The following is a 12890-nucleotide window of genomic DNA, read 5'->3' as shown; positions in this document are numbered from 1 at the left end:
GCGTCCGGTCAGTCGATATCTATGCCGGCTGATACACCGCTATCGCGAGCAGGCTCGCTCCCACAAAAGAGGGTGTTCAGTGGGCGTGAGGAGCCTCGCGGTTCAGGCGCAGTTCGGCACACAGTCCGCCGCCTTCGCGGTTGCTCAGGGTCAGGGAGGCGCCCATGGCAAGTGCCAGTTGCTGGGCGATTGCCAGGCCCAGCCCGGTGCCGCCGGTTTCGCGGTTACGGGAGCTTTCCACCCGGTAAAACGGCTTTAACACTTCGGCCAGTTCCTGGTCGTTGATGCCTGGGCCACGGTCCAGCACTTGGATGCTCAGCTGGCCGTTGTCGGCGAGTTGCACCTGGATCTGCGCCGCGCCGGCGAACTTCAGAGCGTTATCCACCAGATTCACCAGCACCCGCCGCAAGGCATGGGGGCGGGTGTCGATGACCGCCGCGTTTTTCCCGCTCAACTGCACGTCCTTGCCGGTGTCCTGATAGTCGAACACCAGGCTGTCGAGAAAGGCATCCAGGTTCAGACGGCAACTGGCCTCGGTGGCGCCATGGATACTGCGGGCATAAGCCACGCCTTCACGCACCAGGTGCTCCATTTCGCCCAGATCGCTGTACAGCTTGTCCTTCTCCAGACCTTCGTCCATGAATTCGGCGCGCAGTTTCATGCGTGTGATGGGCGTCTGCAGGTCGTGGGAAATCGCCGCCAGCAGCTGCATGCGCTCCTTGAGGTAGGCGGCGATGCGGTCCTGCATGGCGTTGAAAGCCTTGGCGGCGTGCACCACTTCGGTGGGGCCCTGTTCCTCCAGGCGTACGCTGTGGGCGTTCGGGTCGAGGGTTTCCACCGCCTGGGCCAATCGGGTCAGAGGACTGACGGCGATGCGGACGGCCAGCCAGGTGCAGCCGATCAACAGCGCCAACTGGCCCAGCAATACCACTGGCAGCCAGGGGGAGAGGGGCATCATCGCCGGACGGACGTCGATGGTCAGGGGGTTGCCGTCCGCCAGGCGCAAGTGCGCCTGATAATGTTTCTGCGGCCCGGGAATATCGGTGAATGTCAGGGCGTAGGCCTGGCCGAGGGCCTCCTGGATCGAACTCACTGACACCGGCGCATCGTCCGGGAGCATCGGTTGGCCGGGCTGGCCTGCATCGAGCAGATAACCGTAGTTGCGCCGGGTCAGTTTCGGCAGCCAGGCCTGGCGCTCGGCGGCGGGCAAGCGGTCGAGGATCGCGACGGAGGTGGCGACATCGGTCTCCAGGTTGCCGAGCATGGTGGTCTTTGCCGTCTGGTAGCGCTCGTAATACTGCGCCCCAAAGGACAGACCCTGGGCCAGGATCAGGCCGATCAGGAAGATCAGCGACAGCCTCGACGCGAGCGTGCGCGGCCAGCGCAGTGAAAGGTTCATACCGAAGCCTCGAGGATTTCCACCGGCAGTGAGAACACATAGCCTTCGCTGCGCACGGTCTTGATGTAGGCCGGCTCCCGTGCATCGTCCAGCAGGCGCTGGCGCAAGCGACTGACCAGCAGATCGATGGAACGATCGAACAGGTCGGCATCGCGGCCTTGGGTCAGGTTGAGCAGTTGGTCGCGGTTGAGCACTCGCTGCGGATGGTCGAGGAACACTCGCAGCAAACGGTACTCGGCGCCGCTCAGGGCAACCATGGTGCCGTCGGTGTCCAGCAGGTGGCGGGCGGTGGTGTCCAGGCGCCAGCGGCCGAACGCCAGCAGGCGTCCGCTTTCGGTAACCACCAGGTTGGGCGGCAGCATGCGCGTGCGGCGCAGTACCGCGTTGATACGCGCCAGCAGTTCCCGGGCGGCGAACGGCTTGACCAGGTAATCGTCGGCGCCCATTTCCAGGCCGATGATGCGGTCGGTCTCGTCGTTGCGAGCGGTGAGCATCAACACCGGGGTGGCCTTGTGCTTGCCGGCGCGCAGTTCCCGGCAGAGTACCAGCCCGTCGTCCCCCGGCATCATGATGTCCAGCACGATCAGGTCCACCGGAGTGGTTTCCAGGAACGCACGCATCTGCCGGCCATCGGCGACGACGGTGGTGCGCAGGCCGTTCTTCTTCAGGTAGTTGCCCACCAGTTCTCTGATCTCGCGATCGTCATCCACTATCAGCACGTGATCGACATGATCCATGGTGTCCAGCCCTCTTGGCGTTTCGTTGTGGTCAGTCTACAGGCCCCGTCCGGCCCGGCTCGCGACGGTTTGTATTGCAGTGTATCTGGGGCGTAGCGGATACACAGCGATGCAAAAAGCCAGCGGGCTCGATACAGGCGCGATACCTCAAGGACGTTCAATGGCTTCCATCGAGGCGCCACGGCAGACCTCGGCAGAAAACCATCCATTGAACGAGGACACCGCCATGAACACCAAAGCCATCTACGCCGCTTGCCTTTTCGCCGCGCTGAACATCTGCACCCTGTCGGCCCGGGCCGAGAGCAACGTCCAGGCGCAAACCTATCGCTACGGCACCCACCTGGATATCCAGAAGGTGCTGTCGCTTTCCGAAGACCCGGAGCCGGCCTGCGGCGTGGTCAACGCCCACATGACCTACCTGGACTCGGCAGGCCACCAGCAGAAGCTGGACTACCGCAAGTTTGCCGACAATTGCAATGACGGTAACTGAGACCAAGGTGTCAGCGCCGTGGCGAGGGAGCTTGCTCCCGCTGGGTTGCGCAGCGACCCCAAAGCCAGCCGCCTCGGTATGCCTGGTTGACTGTTGTTGGGGCTGCTAAGCAGCCCAGCGGGAGCAAGCTCCCTCGCCACGCAAGCCTTCGCGGGTTCACGAATCCATCAATCATTGAGGTGTTGCCATGCTTCTCATCGCTTTCCTCGGCGGGATCCTGACGATCCTCAGCCCATGTATTCTCCCGGTTGTACCGTTCCTGTTCGCCCGCGCCGACCGCTCGCGCCGGTCGGTGTTGCTGACTCTGGTCGGCATGGTGCTGACCTTTGCCCTGGTCTCGAGCCTGGCGGTGGTGAGCAGCGAGTGGGTGTTGCGTGCCAGCAGTGTCGGCCGGCAAGTCGCGCTGGTGGTGATGGTGTTGTTTGCCCTGTCGCTGATGTTCAGTCAGGTCGGGATCTGGCTGGCGCGGCCGCTGGTCAGCCTGGGCAATCGCATCGATGCCGGCGCCGGGAAGATGGCCGGGCCGCTGGGCTCGCTGCTGATCGGCGTGGCCACCGGGCTGCTCTGGGCGCCGTGCGCCGGGCCGATCCTCGGGGTGATCCTGACCGGTGCCATGCTGCAAGGCGCCAACGCCGGCACTAGCCTGTTGTTGCTGGCCTACGGGCTGGGCAGCGCCTTGTCCCTGGGCACGCTGATCTTTGCCGGACGCGGTCTGGTCGGGCGTCTGAAGCTCTCGCTGCCGGTCACTACCTGGTTGCGCCGTGGCAGCGGCGCCGTCGTACTGCTGGCCGCCGTGGCCATCGGCACGGGCGCCGATGATCGTCTGCTGGCAAGTACCTCGTCCCAAGGCTCGGCGACCCTGGAAAAAAGCCTGCTGGAGAAAGTACCGAAAGCCATCGACTACGTGGTCAGCAAGGCCAGCGCGGCTTCGATGCCGACCCTCGAATCCAAGGGCACCATGCCCTCGCTGGACGGCGCGGTGCAGTGGCTGAACTCGCCGCCGCTGAGCAGTGAGTCACTGCGGGGCAAGGTGGTGCTGGTGGATTTCTGGACCTATGACTGCATCAACTGCCAGCACACGCTGCCCTATGTGAACGATTGGGCGAAGAAATACGAGAAGGACGGGCTGGTGGTGATCGGCGTCCACACCCCGGAATACGGCTTCGAGAAGATCATCGACAACGTCCGCGAACAGGTGCGCAAGCTGGATATTCACTACCCGGTGGCCATCGACAACCAATACGCAATCTGGCGCGCCTTCGACAACCAGTACTGGCCGGCCCATTACTTCATCGATGCCAAGGGGCAGGTGCGCTACAGCCACTTTGGCGAAGGTCGCTATGGTGAGCAGGAGCAGGTGATCCAGCAGTTGTTGCAGGAGGCGAAGGCAAACCCATAACCCTGTGGCGAGGGAGCTTGCTCCCGCTGGGCCGCGAAGCGGCCCTCAATGGGGTGTGTCAGGTGAACCCATAGGGCTGCTGCGCAGCCCAGCGGGAGCAAGCTCCCTCGCCACAGTTTGTTTCTGGAACGTGCTGGCCCCTTGCTTTTGTGAACCTCGTCAAACTTGTTTTATTTCAGAAAGTTGGGCGATAAACCTATGCGTGTTTCTATGTGGGTCGTGGCGACAGTTCTGTTGACCAGCGTGGCGCTTGAGGCCCAGGCCAAGGCGCTGACGCAGAACCAGCAATCCATCTGCCGCTGGGGTTCGGACATCGCGGCGGGTGCCCAGGCGTCGAAGCTGGGCGGGATCAGCCTTTACGGCGCCCGGAAGAAACTACAAGTGCGCAAGTTCCCCCGGCCCTGGATGCGCATGACGGCCCTGGGCATCACCGAGCAGACCTACAACAGCGCCTCGCGCCTCAAGCCGGCGGCGGTCAAGCAGACCTACTACGAACAGTGCGTGCGCCATGAGCTGGCGCAACGCTAGAGCGTGGTTTCAAGCCGGGCTTCGGCCCGGCATCTGAATTCCATGCTGGTGCACCCGTCGGTACAGGGTCGCCCGGGAGATGCCCAGGGCCCGGGCCGTGGCGGTGGGCTTCCAGCGATGGCGCACCAGGGCATCGAGCAGTGCCTGGCGCTCCGGGCTGGCGCTCGGTTCGGGCGACTGAGCGGCTGCGTCAGCACTGTGCAGCGACTCGGGCAGGTGGCTGAGCTGGATCACGCTGGCTTCGCACACTGCGCAGGCGTAGCGCAACACATGACGCAGTTGCCGCACATTGCCCGGCCAGGAATAACCGAGCAGGCATTCCAGGGCCGCGCCGCTCAGTTGTATCGCGGCGCCGCACAGCGCCGACTCTTCTGCCAGAATGCGATTGATCAACGCCAATCGGTCCGTGCGCTCACGCAGCGGGGGCAGTTGAAAGCGCGCACCGCCCAGGCGGAAGTACAAGTCCTCGCGAAACTCGCCGGCGGCCACCAGGGTCTCCAGGTCGCGGTGGGTGGCGCAGATCACCTGGATGTCCACCGCCTTGCGCCGTGAAGCCCCCAGCGGCGCGACCTCGCCCTCGGCCAGCACCCGCAACAGCCGGGTCTGCAAGGCCAGCGGCATGTCACCGATTTCATCCAGGAACAGCGTCCCGCCATCGGCCTGCTGCAACAAGCCTTGCATGCCCTTGGCCGAAGCCCCGGTGAACGCCCCGGCGACATAGCCGAACAACTCGCTCTCGATCAGGCTCTCCGGGATGGCCGCGCAGTTCAGCGCGACGAAGGGGCGGTCACGGCGCTGGCTGGCCTGGTGCAACTGACGGGCAAAGACTTCCTTGCCGGCGCCGGTTTCGCCCTGGATCAGCACCGGCAGGTTGCGGTCCTTGACCCGCACCGCCAGGCGCAGGCTGTCGGCCAGACGCGGGTCCAGCTCCGCCGGGGCCATGGCCGCCCGAGGGCGCGGGGTGGCTCGCTGGCGCGGCGCGCTCAAGCGGCCGTGCAGGGCGTGATCGAGGGGATAAAGGCGCTCGTCCCGGGCCCGGTGCAGCAGTTGCTGGTCGAACACATGGCTGATGTGTTGCGGCAACTGGCCGTAGTGCCGCAACAGGAACTGCCGGGCGGCCGGGTTCAACGCTTGCAGGCAGCCGTCGTCATCCCAGGCCAGCAGGAAGTCCGGCTGGCTGTCGACGTAGCCGGCATTGCGATGAGCGCGCAGCACCCAGTAGCCCTGGGCACTGCTCATGAAGAACGCCTGTTCGATCTCCCGGGCGCTCTGCACCACCATCTGGCGGATCAGATGCTGCGAACGGCGTTCATCCGGCGAGCGCACCGCCGACACGTCCAGGACTCCGAGCAATTGCCCTTGTGGGTCGAAGACCGGCGCGGCAGAGCAGGTCAGGCCGATGAACGCCGCACGGAAATGGTCGCGCTTGTGCACCGTTACCGGCGCCTTGGCCGTCAGCACGGCCGCCACCCCGCAGGTGCCTTCTTCACCCTCCGACCAGCAAGTGCCCAGGTACAGTCCGGCCTTGCGGCAGTCATTGCGAATGGCGCTTTCCACCCGATAGTCGATGGTCTGGCCCTGGGCATCGGTCAGCAGCACGCAGTAATCGGCATCGCGCACCCGACCATGAAGGCGGGCGACTTCTTCGCTGGCGATATTGAGGAACAGCTCGGAGCGCTCGCGGCATTGCTTGAGCACGTCCTCGGACAGGATCCGCGGGCCCTGCAACGAGCCGGGATCGAGGTGGTGCTGCTCCATGGAGCGGCGCCAGGAATCGAGGATCAGGTCCGGCACCGGTAGCTGTGGCAACTGGTCGGCGTTTTTCACCACGCGACTGACGCAATCCACATGGGCTCGGGAGTGGGCGGAAAGCATAGGGGCCTCCGGTTCAGCTTCTTGTCGTTGTGCGCTCATTAAGCGCCGTCCGCCGGGTGCAGACAAGCCTGGCGCGGTGGCAAGCCATCGTGAGACGCCACGTCTCAGCGTCTCGCCGGATGCTCGTGCAGGCTGACATGCCACGTCTCACCGGGACGAGATCCGCTGTCACCTCCGTTTCGTTGCGAGCGCTCTGGCCTGGGCCTTACAGCGGTTCCAGAAGCTTCTGGCACTGCCCTTGCTCTATCCCCCTCAACCCGCCCGACGGGCCATCCAATAATAAAAACGAGGTCTTTATGAATGCTCGCCCGGGTTTTTCCCCGCCATCCACGGTGCTGCCATGAGCCGTCGGCCACTGACCGTGGGCATCATCGCCAATCCCGCGTCGGGGCGTGACGTTCGGCGCCTGACCGCCCATGCCGGGCTATTTTCCAGCACCGACAAGATCTCGGTGATCCAGCGCTTGCTGGCGGCCTTCGGTGCCACCGGCATCGAACACGTTTTGTTGCCCACCGACATGATCGGCATGGCCGCCGCCGTGCTGAAGAACAGCCACAGCCGTCAGGCCCGCAGCAGCCACTGGCCGACTCTGGAGTTTCTTGACCTGACCCTGCGCCAGACCGTGGAAGACACCCGCAGCGCCGCACGCTTGATGGCCGAGCGCGAGGTGGCGCTGATCGCGGTGCTCGGCGGTGATGGCACCCACAAAGCGGTGGCCGCTGAAGTCGGCGACATCCCGTTGCTGACGCTGTCCACCGGCACCAACAACGCCTTCCCGGAACTGCGCGAGGCCACCAGCGCCGGGTTGGCCGGCGGCTTGTATGCCAGCGGTCGGATCCCGGCGCAGATCGGTTTGCGGCGCAACAAGCGGCTGCTGGTCTGCGATGCCGCCCGCGGCATGCGCGAAGTGGCCTTGGTGGATGTTGCCGTCTCACCGCTGCGCTTCGTCGGCGCCCGGGCGATCAGCCGGGCACAGGACCTGGCCGAGGTGTTCGTGACCTTCGCCGAGCCGCAATCCATTGGCCTGTCGGCGCTGTGCGGCCTGTGGTTCCCGGTGCCGCGCCAGGCACCGGGCGGGGCCTGGATGCGCCTGGACCCGCAATCCCCCGAAGCGCTGCTGGTCCCGCTGGCCCCCGGCCTGTTGCAAGGCTGTGGCGTGCTCGCCGCCGGCCCCCTTGAACCGGGTGTCGCCCATGGCCTGTCGCTGCCTTGCGGCACGTTGGCGCTGGATGGCGAGCGGGAAATCGAATTCAACGTCCATGACCGCCCCACGGTCACCCTCGATGCCGGCGGCCCGCTGAGCATCGATGTCAACGCCGTGCTGGCCTACGCCGCGCAACAGCGCTTGCTGGCCATCGGCCGTGAACACCCGCAACACCCTCTCAATCTTCAAGACACCCCTGGAGAATAAAAAATGTCGACAACCCTGACCCACGATCAACTGCTGCACGCCTATCAGGTGATGCGCACCATCCGCGCCTTCGAAGAGCGCCTGCACGTGGAGTTCGCCACCGGCGAGATTCCCGGCTTCGTCCACTTGTATGCCGGTGAAGAAGCCTCAGCCGCTGGCGTCATGGCCCACCTGGGGGATGACGATTGCATCGCCTCCAACCACCGTGGCCACGGGCACTGTATCGCCAAGGGCGTGGACGTCTACGGAATGATGGCCGAGATCTACGGCAAGAAAACCGGCGTCTGCCAGGGCAAGGGCGGTTCGATGCACATCGCTGATCTTGAGAAAGGCATGCTCGGTGCCAACGGCATCGTCGGGGCCGGTGCGCCCCTGGTGGTAGGCGCCGCGTTGGCGGCCCGGCTCAAGGGCACCGACAGCGTCGCGGTGGTGTTCTTCGGCGACGGCGGCTCCAACGAGGGTGCGGTGTTCGAAGCGATGAACATGGCCTCGGTGTGGAACCTGCCATGCCTTTTCGTCGCCGAGAACAATGGTTATGCCGAAGCCACCGCGTCCAACTGGTCGGTGGCCTGCGACCACATCGCCGACCGCGCCGCCGGGTTCGGCATGCCGGGCGTCACGGTGGACGGTTTCGATTTCTTCGCCGTCCACGAAGCCGCCGGGGCGGCGGTCGAGCGCGCCCGGGCGGGGGAGGGGCCGTCGCTGATCGAGGTCAAGCTGACCCGTTACTACGGCCACTTCGAAGGCGATGCCCAGACCTACCGGGCACCGGATGAGGTCAAGCATTTCCGCGAGCACCAGGACTGCCTGATGCAGTTCCGCGAGCGCACCACCCGGGCCGGACTGCTCTCGGTCGAGCAGCTGGACCAGATCGACAAGGAGGTGGAGCTGCTGATCGAAAACGCGGTGTACAAGGCCAAGGCCGACCCCAAGCCCACGGCGGCGGACCTGCTGACCGACGTCTACGTCTCCTATCCCTGAACGCCCTCCTAAAACAAGAAAAGAGAACTTCATCATGGCGAGAAAAATCAGCTACCAGCAGGCAATCAACGAGGCCCTGGCCCAGGAAATGCGCCGCGACTCCAGCGTGTTCATCATGGGCGAGGACGTGGCGGGCGGAGCCGGTGCGCCCGGCGAAAACGACGCCTGGGGCGGTGTGCTCGGCGTCACCAAGGGGCTTTACGATCAGTTTCCAGGGCGCGTATTGGATACGCCGTTGTCGGAAATCGGCTACGTCGGTGCCGCAGTCGGTGCGGCGACCTGTGGCGTGCGCCCGGTGTGCGAACTGATGTTCGTCGACTTCGCCGGTTGCTGCCTGGACCAGATCCTCAACCAGGCGGCGAAGTTTCGCTACATGTTCGGCGGCAAGGCCGTCACGCCGCTGGTGATTCGCACCATGGTCGGCGCGGGTTTGCGGGCCGCGGCCCAGCACTCACAGATGCTCACGTCGCTGTGGACGCACATTCCCGGGCTCAAGGTGGTTTGTCCATCCTCGCCTTACGACGCCAAGGGCCTGCTGATCCAGGCGATCCGCGATAACGACCCGGTGATTTTCTGCGAGCACAAGTTGCTCTACAGCATGCAGGGCGAGGTGCCTGAGGAGCTCTATACCATCCCCTTCGGCGAGGCCAACTTCCTGCGCGACGGCAAGGACGTGACCCTCGTGTCGTACGGGCGGCTGGTCAATACCGCGCTGGAGGCGGCGCGCAGCCTGGCCGGGCGCGGCATCGATTGTGAAGTGATCGACCTGCGCACCACCAGCCCGATGGACGAGGACAGCATCCTCGAAAGCGTGGAAAAGACCGGGCGCCTGGTGGTGATCGACGAAGCCAACCCGCGCTGCTCCATGGCCACCGACGTTTCGGCGCTGGTGGCGCAAAAAGCTTTTGGCGCACTCAAGGCGCCGATTGAAATGGTCACCGCGCCCCATACCCCGGTGCCGTTCTCCGACTCTCTGGAAGACCTGTACATCCCTGACGCGGCGAAGATCGAACAAGCCGTGCTCGACGTGATTGAGTGGAGCAAGCGCTGATGAGCCAGATTCATACCCTGACCATGCCCAAGTGGGGCCTGTCGATGACCGAAGGCCGGGTCGATGCCTGGCTCAAGGAAGAAGGCCAGGCCATTGCCAAGGGCGACGAAGTGATGGACGTGGAGACCGACAAGATCTCCAGCAGTGTCGAAGCGCCGTTCTCCGGGGTGTTGCGCCGGCAGATCGCCCGTCAGGACGAAACCCTGGCGGTCGGTGCCTTGCTTGGGATCGTCGTGGAAGGCGAGGCCAGCGACGCCGAGATCGATGCGGTGATCGAGCAGTTCCAGTCCTGCTTCGTGCCCGGCGATAGCGCCGACGAAGACAGCGGCCCCAAACCACAGAAAATCGAGCTGGACGGCCGGGTGATTCGCTACTTCGAGCGCGGCGAAGGCGGCACACCGTTGGTGCTGGTGCATGGGTTTGGTGGCGACCTGAATAACTGGCTGTTCAACCACGAGGCGCTGGCGGCCGGGCGGCGGGTCGTTGCCTTGGACTTGCCGGGGCACGGCGAATCCGGCAAGACCTTGCAGCGCGGTGACCTGGATGAGTTGAGTACGGTGGTGCTGGGCCTGCTCGACCATCTGGATATCAACGGCGCGCATTGGGTCGGGCATTCCATGGGCGGCGCCGTTTCATTGAATGCTGCACGGCTGGCGCCCGAGCGGGTGCGCTCCCTGACGCTGATCGGCAGTGCCGGCCTGGGCTCCGAGATCAACGGCGGTTATCTGCAAGGCTTCGTCGAAGCCGCCAGCCGTAATGCCCTCAAGCCGCAACTGGTGCAACTGTTCTCCAACGCCGAGCTAGTCACCCGGCAGATGCTTGACGACATGCTCAAGTACAAGCGCCTGGAAGGCGTGGACGCGGCGCTCCAGCAGTTGGCGGCGACGTTGTTTGCCGACGGTCGCCAGCAGACTGACCTGCGCGAGGTGGTGCAGGCCGGCCAGGCTCCGGCCTTGGTGATCTGGGGCAGCGACGACGCGATCATTCCGGCGGCCCACAGCGATGGGTTGGCGGCGCGGGTCGAGGTGCTTCCCGGCCAGGGGCACATGGTCCAGATGGAAGCGGCCGAGCAGGTCAACCGGCTGATCCTTGAATTCATCCAACAGCACTGATCGAGTGGGCGGCGAGCAGGCTCGGCGCCCCTACATAAATTTGGAGGCAACGTCATGAACGTTTCAATCAAGCCCACCCGCAGCATGCGGGCCGCTGTCTGGCACGGCCGCAACGACATCCGCGTCGAAGACGTACCGCTGCCCGTTACGCCGCCCGCCGGTTGGGTGCAGATCCGCGTGCAGTGGTGCGGCATCTGCGGCTCCGACCTGCATGAATACGTGGCCGGGCCGGTGTTCATTCCGGTAGACGCACCGCACCCGCTGACCGGGATCAAGGGCCAGTGCATCCTCGGTCATGAGTTCTGCGGCGAAATCGTCGAGCTGGGCGCCGGTGTCGAGGGGTTCAGTGTCGGCGAGCCGGTGGCGGCCGACGCTTGCCAACACTGCGGCACCTGTTACTACTGCACCCATGGCTTGTACAACATCTGCGAAAACCTGGCGTTCACCGGGTTGATGAACAACGGCGCGTTTGCCGAACTGGTCAACGTCCCGGCCAACCTGCTCTACAAGTTGCCGGCCGGTTTCCCGGCGGAGGCCGGTGCGCTGATCGAACCGTTGGCGGTGGGCATGCACGCGGTGAAAAAGGCCGGCAGCCTGCTGGGCCAGAACGTGGTGGTGGTCGGCGCCGGTACGATTGGCCTGTGCACCATCATGTGCGCCAAGGCCGCCGGCGCGGCCCAGGTGATCGCGCTGGAAATGTCCGGCGCGCGCAAGGCCAAGGCCCTGGAAGTCGGCGCCAGCCATGTGATCGATCCGAACGACTGCGACGCGCTGGCCGAAGTACGGCGCCTGACCGGCGGCCTGGGAGCCGATGTCAGCTTCGAGTGCATCGGCAACAAACACACCGCCAAACTGGCCATCGACCTGATCCGCAAGGCTGGCAAGTGCGTGCTGGTGGGTATTTTCGAGGAGGCCAGCCAGTTCAACTTCTTCGAGCTGGTATCCACCGAGAAGCAGGTACTCGGCGCGCTGGCCTACAACGGCGAATTCGCCGACGTGATCGCCTTCATCGCCGACGGGCGCCTGGATATCTCGCCGCTGGTGACCGGGCGTATCCAGCTGGAGGAAATCGTCGGGCAGGGGTTCGAGGAACTGGTCAATAACAAGGAACACAACGTGAAAATCATCGTGTCCCCCGCACGAATCTGAGGGCGCCCGACGTGGGCGATTGGCGATGACCGGTAGCGGTCATCGCATTTTTTCCAAGCGCTATCGCTTCAATCCAATAGAAAACCGCGCCAGACGTACGGGGCGCTGAGCTGTAATGCCTGTTCTTCTTTCTCACGAAACCGCCGATCACAGTCGAGGAAAAACTCGTCGAGCTGGGGTGGCGGGACATCCGTGCCGCTGAGCATGCCATGGACCTGGCCGCGGTGATGAATCTGATGTTCGAACAGGTGCAGCAGGAGCCGGTCGATACGTTCCTGTACTACGCCGTCGACCCGTACCAGGTCCACCTTCCGGGCGAGGTCTTGCTCCCGTAGCGATTGACAGAACGTCACCAGGCGCCGATCGGTTCGGGTCTGGTGCTGCATGAGCGAGGCAAAGGCCAGGGTCTGGGAAAAATCCTGGTCCTGGCCTTCACGATCGCCTTCCAGGGCAGTCAGGTAATAACGGTCCACTTCGAGGATGTGGCAGAGCGTACCCTGGATCGAAGGGAAGAAGCCTGTGCGAGGGGCCAGGTATTGGGCCTCGCTCAACTGCGCGCAGGCGTTGAGCAGCCGATGATTGGCCCATTGGTTGTTCAGGGCCTGCGCCAGGAAATAGTTCATGGGGAGCCTGTGTTGCAAATGTGTGAAAGCGAGCCGTTGCACTCAGCATAGCCGGTCCCGGGTGGACCGTTATCGCGAGCAGGCTCGCTCCCACATTGGCCGGGGTGTGCCGAGCAATCGCAGCCAGGACAGATT

12 protein-coding genes are annotated in these 12890 nt (G+C 64.4%); 8 read left to right on the top strand and 4 right to left on the bottom strand.

The window, feature by feature from the left end:
- Positions 1 to 76: 76 nt before the first annotated feature.
- Both ACLEJR_RS22575 and ACLEJR_RS22570 read right to left on the bottom strand, forming a co-directional pair.
- Positions 77 to 1399: an ATP-binding protein gene (locus tag ACLEJR_RS22575; protein WP_440816596.1), complete on the bottom strand. Its 1323-nt coding sequence runs from the start codon at positions 1397 to 1399 to the stop codon at positions 77 to 79.
- Positions 1396 to 2136: a response regulator gene (locus ACLEJR_RS22570; RefSeq protein WP_003202589.1), complete on the bottom strand. Its 741-nt coding sequence runs from the start codon at positions 2134 to 2136 to the stop codon at positions 1396 to 1398. Before ACLEJR_RS22570 ends, ACLEJR_RS22575 begins: the two co-directional genes overlap by 4 nt.
- 226 nt (positions 2137 to 2362) lie before the next feature.
- Here ACLEJR_RS22570 and ACLEJR_RS22565 point away from each other — a divergent pair, with 226 nt between their 5' ends.
- From ACLEJR_RS22565 to ACLEJR_RS22555, 3 genes are all read left to right on the top strand, one after another.
- Positions 2363 to 2626, top strand: a complete 264-nt coding sequence (locus tag ACLEJR_RS22565) for a DUF2790 domain-containing protein (RefSeq protein WP_440816661.1) — start codon at positions 2363 to 2365, stop codon at positions 2624 to 2626.
- Between the two features lie 187 nt (positions 2627 to 2813).
- Positions 2814 to 4025: a cytochrome c biogenesis protein DipZ gene (locus tag ACLEJR_RS22560; protein WP_440816595.1), complete on the top strand. Its 1212-nt coding sequence runs from the start codon at positions 2814 to 2816 to the stop codon at positions 4023 to 4025.
- A 198-nt stretch (positions 4026 to 4223) separates the two neighbouring features.
- Entirely contained in the window at positions 4224 to 4553 is a 330-nt protein-coding gene (locus ACLEJR_RS22555) for a hypothetical protein (RefSeq protein ID WP_440793262.1), read from the top strand.
- A 9-nt stretch (positions 4554 to 4562) separates the two neighbouring features.
- Here ACLEJR_RS22555 and ACLEJR_RS22550 read toward each other — a convergent pair whose 3' ends face one another.
- Positions 4563 to 6428, bottom strand: a complete 1866-nt coding sequence (locus ACLEJR_RS22550) for a sigma-54-dependent Fis family transcriptional regulator (protein ID WP_440793260.1) — start codon at positions 6426 to 6428, stop codon at positions 4563 to 4565.
- Between the two features lie 340 nt (positions 6429 to 6768).
- Between ACLEJR_RS22550 and ACLEJR_RS22545 the strand changes: the two genes are divergently transcribed.
- From ACLEJR_RS22545 to ACLEJR_RS22525, 5 genes are all read left to right on the top strand, one after another.
- Entirely contained in the window at positions 6769 to 7839 is a 1071-nt protein-coding gene (locus ACLEJR_RS22545) for an ATP-NAD kinase family protein (RefSeq protein WP_440816594.1), read from the top strand.
- A 3-nt stretch (positions 7840 to 7842) separates the two neighbouring features.
- A complete protein-coding gene (locus ACLEJR_RS22540; protein ID WP_440793256.1) occupies positions 7843 to 8820 on the top strand; it encodes a thiamine pyrophosphate-dependent dehydrogenase E1 component subunit alpha in 978 nt (325 codons plus the stop codon).
- A gap of 34 nt (positions 8821 to 8854) precedes the next feature.
- Positions 8855 to 9871 (top strand): alpha-ketoacid dehydrogenase subunit beta, encoded by a 1017-nt coding sequence (locus ACLEJR_RS22535; protein WP_440816593.1) that lies wholly within the window; start codon positions 8855 to 8857, stop codon positions 9869 to 9871.
- Complete coding sequence (locus tag ACLEJR_RS22530) at positions 9871 to 10983, top strand: acetoin dehydrogenase dihydrolipoyllysine-residue acetyltransferase subunit (protein WP_440793253.1); 1113 nt, start codon at positions 9871 to 9873, stop codon at positions 10981 to 10983. Before ACLEJR_RS22535 ends, ACLEJR_RS22530 begins: the two co-directional genes overlap by 1 nt.
- An 84-nt stretch (positions 10984 to 11067) precedes the next feature.
- Positions 11068 to 12132, top strand: coding sequence for a 2,3-butanediol dehydrogenase (locus ACLEJR_RS22525; protein WP_440793542.1), 1065 nt, complete (start codon positions 11068 to 11070; stop codon positions 12130 to 12132).
- Between the two features lie 68 nt (positions 12133 to 12200).
- Here ACLEJR_RS22525 and ACLEJR_RS22520 read toward each other — a convergent pair whose 3' ends face one another.
- Positions 12201 to 12755, bottom strand: coding sequence for a DinB family protein (locus ACLEJR_RS22520; RefSeq protein WP_440816590.1), 555 nt, complete (start codon positions 12753 to 12755; stop codon positions 12201 to 12203).
- Between the last annotated feature and the right edge of the window lie 135 nt (positions 12756 to 12890).

This window comes from Pseudomonas sp. SMN5 (assembly GCF_052041925.1).
Lineage (GTDB): Bacteria > Pseudomonadota > Gammaproteobacteria > Pseudomonadales > Pseudomonadaceae > Aquipseudomonas.
The sequence above is the reverse complement of the archived record's forward strand: the minus strand, read 5'-3'. Positions and strand labels throughout refer to the sequence as shown.

Excerpts from the sequence above, each read along its gene's own strand:
- ACLEJR_RS22530 (WP_440793253.1), top strand. The coding sequence starts at position 9,871 with ATGAGCCAGATTCATACCCTGACCATGCCCAAGTGGGGCCTGTCGATG.
- ACLEJR_RS22560 (WP_440816595.1), top strand. The coding sequence starts at position 2,814 with ATGCTTCTCATCGCTTTCCTCGGCGGGATCCTGACGATCCTCAGCCCA.
- ACLEJR_RS22565 (WP_440816661.1), top strand. The coding sequence starts at position 2,363 with ATGAACACCAAAGCCATCTACGCCGCTTGCCTTTTCGCCGCGCTGAAC.
- ACLEJR_RS22525 (WP_440793542.1), top strand. The coding sequence starts at position 11,068 with ATGCGGGCCGCTGTCTGGCACGGCCGCAACGACATCCGCGTCGAAGAC.
- ACLEJR_RS22550 (WP_440793260.1), bottom strand. The coding sequence starts at position 6,428 with ATGCTTTCCGCCCACTCCCGAGCCCATGTGGATTGCGTCAGTCGCGTG.
- ACLEJR_RS22535 (WP_440816593.1), top strand. The coding sequence starts at position 8,855 with ATGGCGAGAAAAATCAGCTACCAGCAGGCAATCAACGAGGCCCTGGCC.
- ACLEJR_RS22540 (WP_440793256.1), top strand. The coding sequence starts at position 7,843 with ATGTCGACAACCCTGACCCACGATCAACTGCTGCACGCCTATCAGGTG.
- ACLEJR_RS22520 (WP_440816590.1), bottom strand. The coding sequence starts at position 12,755 with ATGAACTATTTCCTGGCGCAGGCCCTGAACAACCAATGGGCCAATCAT.
- ACLEJR_RS22555 (WP_440793262.1), top strand. The coding sequence starts at position 4,224 with ATGCGTGTTTCTATGTGGGTCGTGGCGACAGTTCTGTTGACCAGCGTG.
- ACLEJR_RS22545 (WP_440816594.1), top strand. The coding sequence starts at position 6,769 with ATGAGCCGTCGGCCACTGACCGTGGGCATCATCGCCAATCCCGCGTCG.
- ACLEJR_RS22575 (WP_440816596.1), bottom strand. The coding sequence starts at position 1,399 with ATGAACCTTTCACTGCGCTGGCCGCGCACGCTCGCGTCGAGGCTGTCG.
- ACLEJR_RS22570 (WP_003202589.1), bottom strand. The coding sequence starts at position 2,136 with ATGGATCATGTCGATCACGTGCTGATAGTGGATGACGATCGCGAGATC.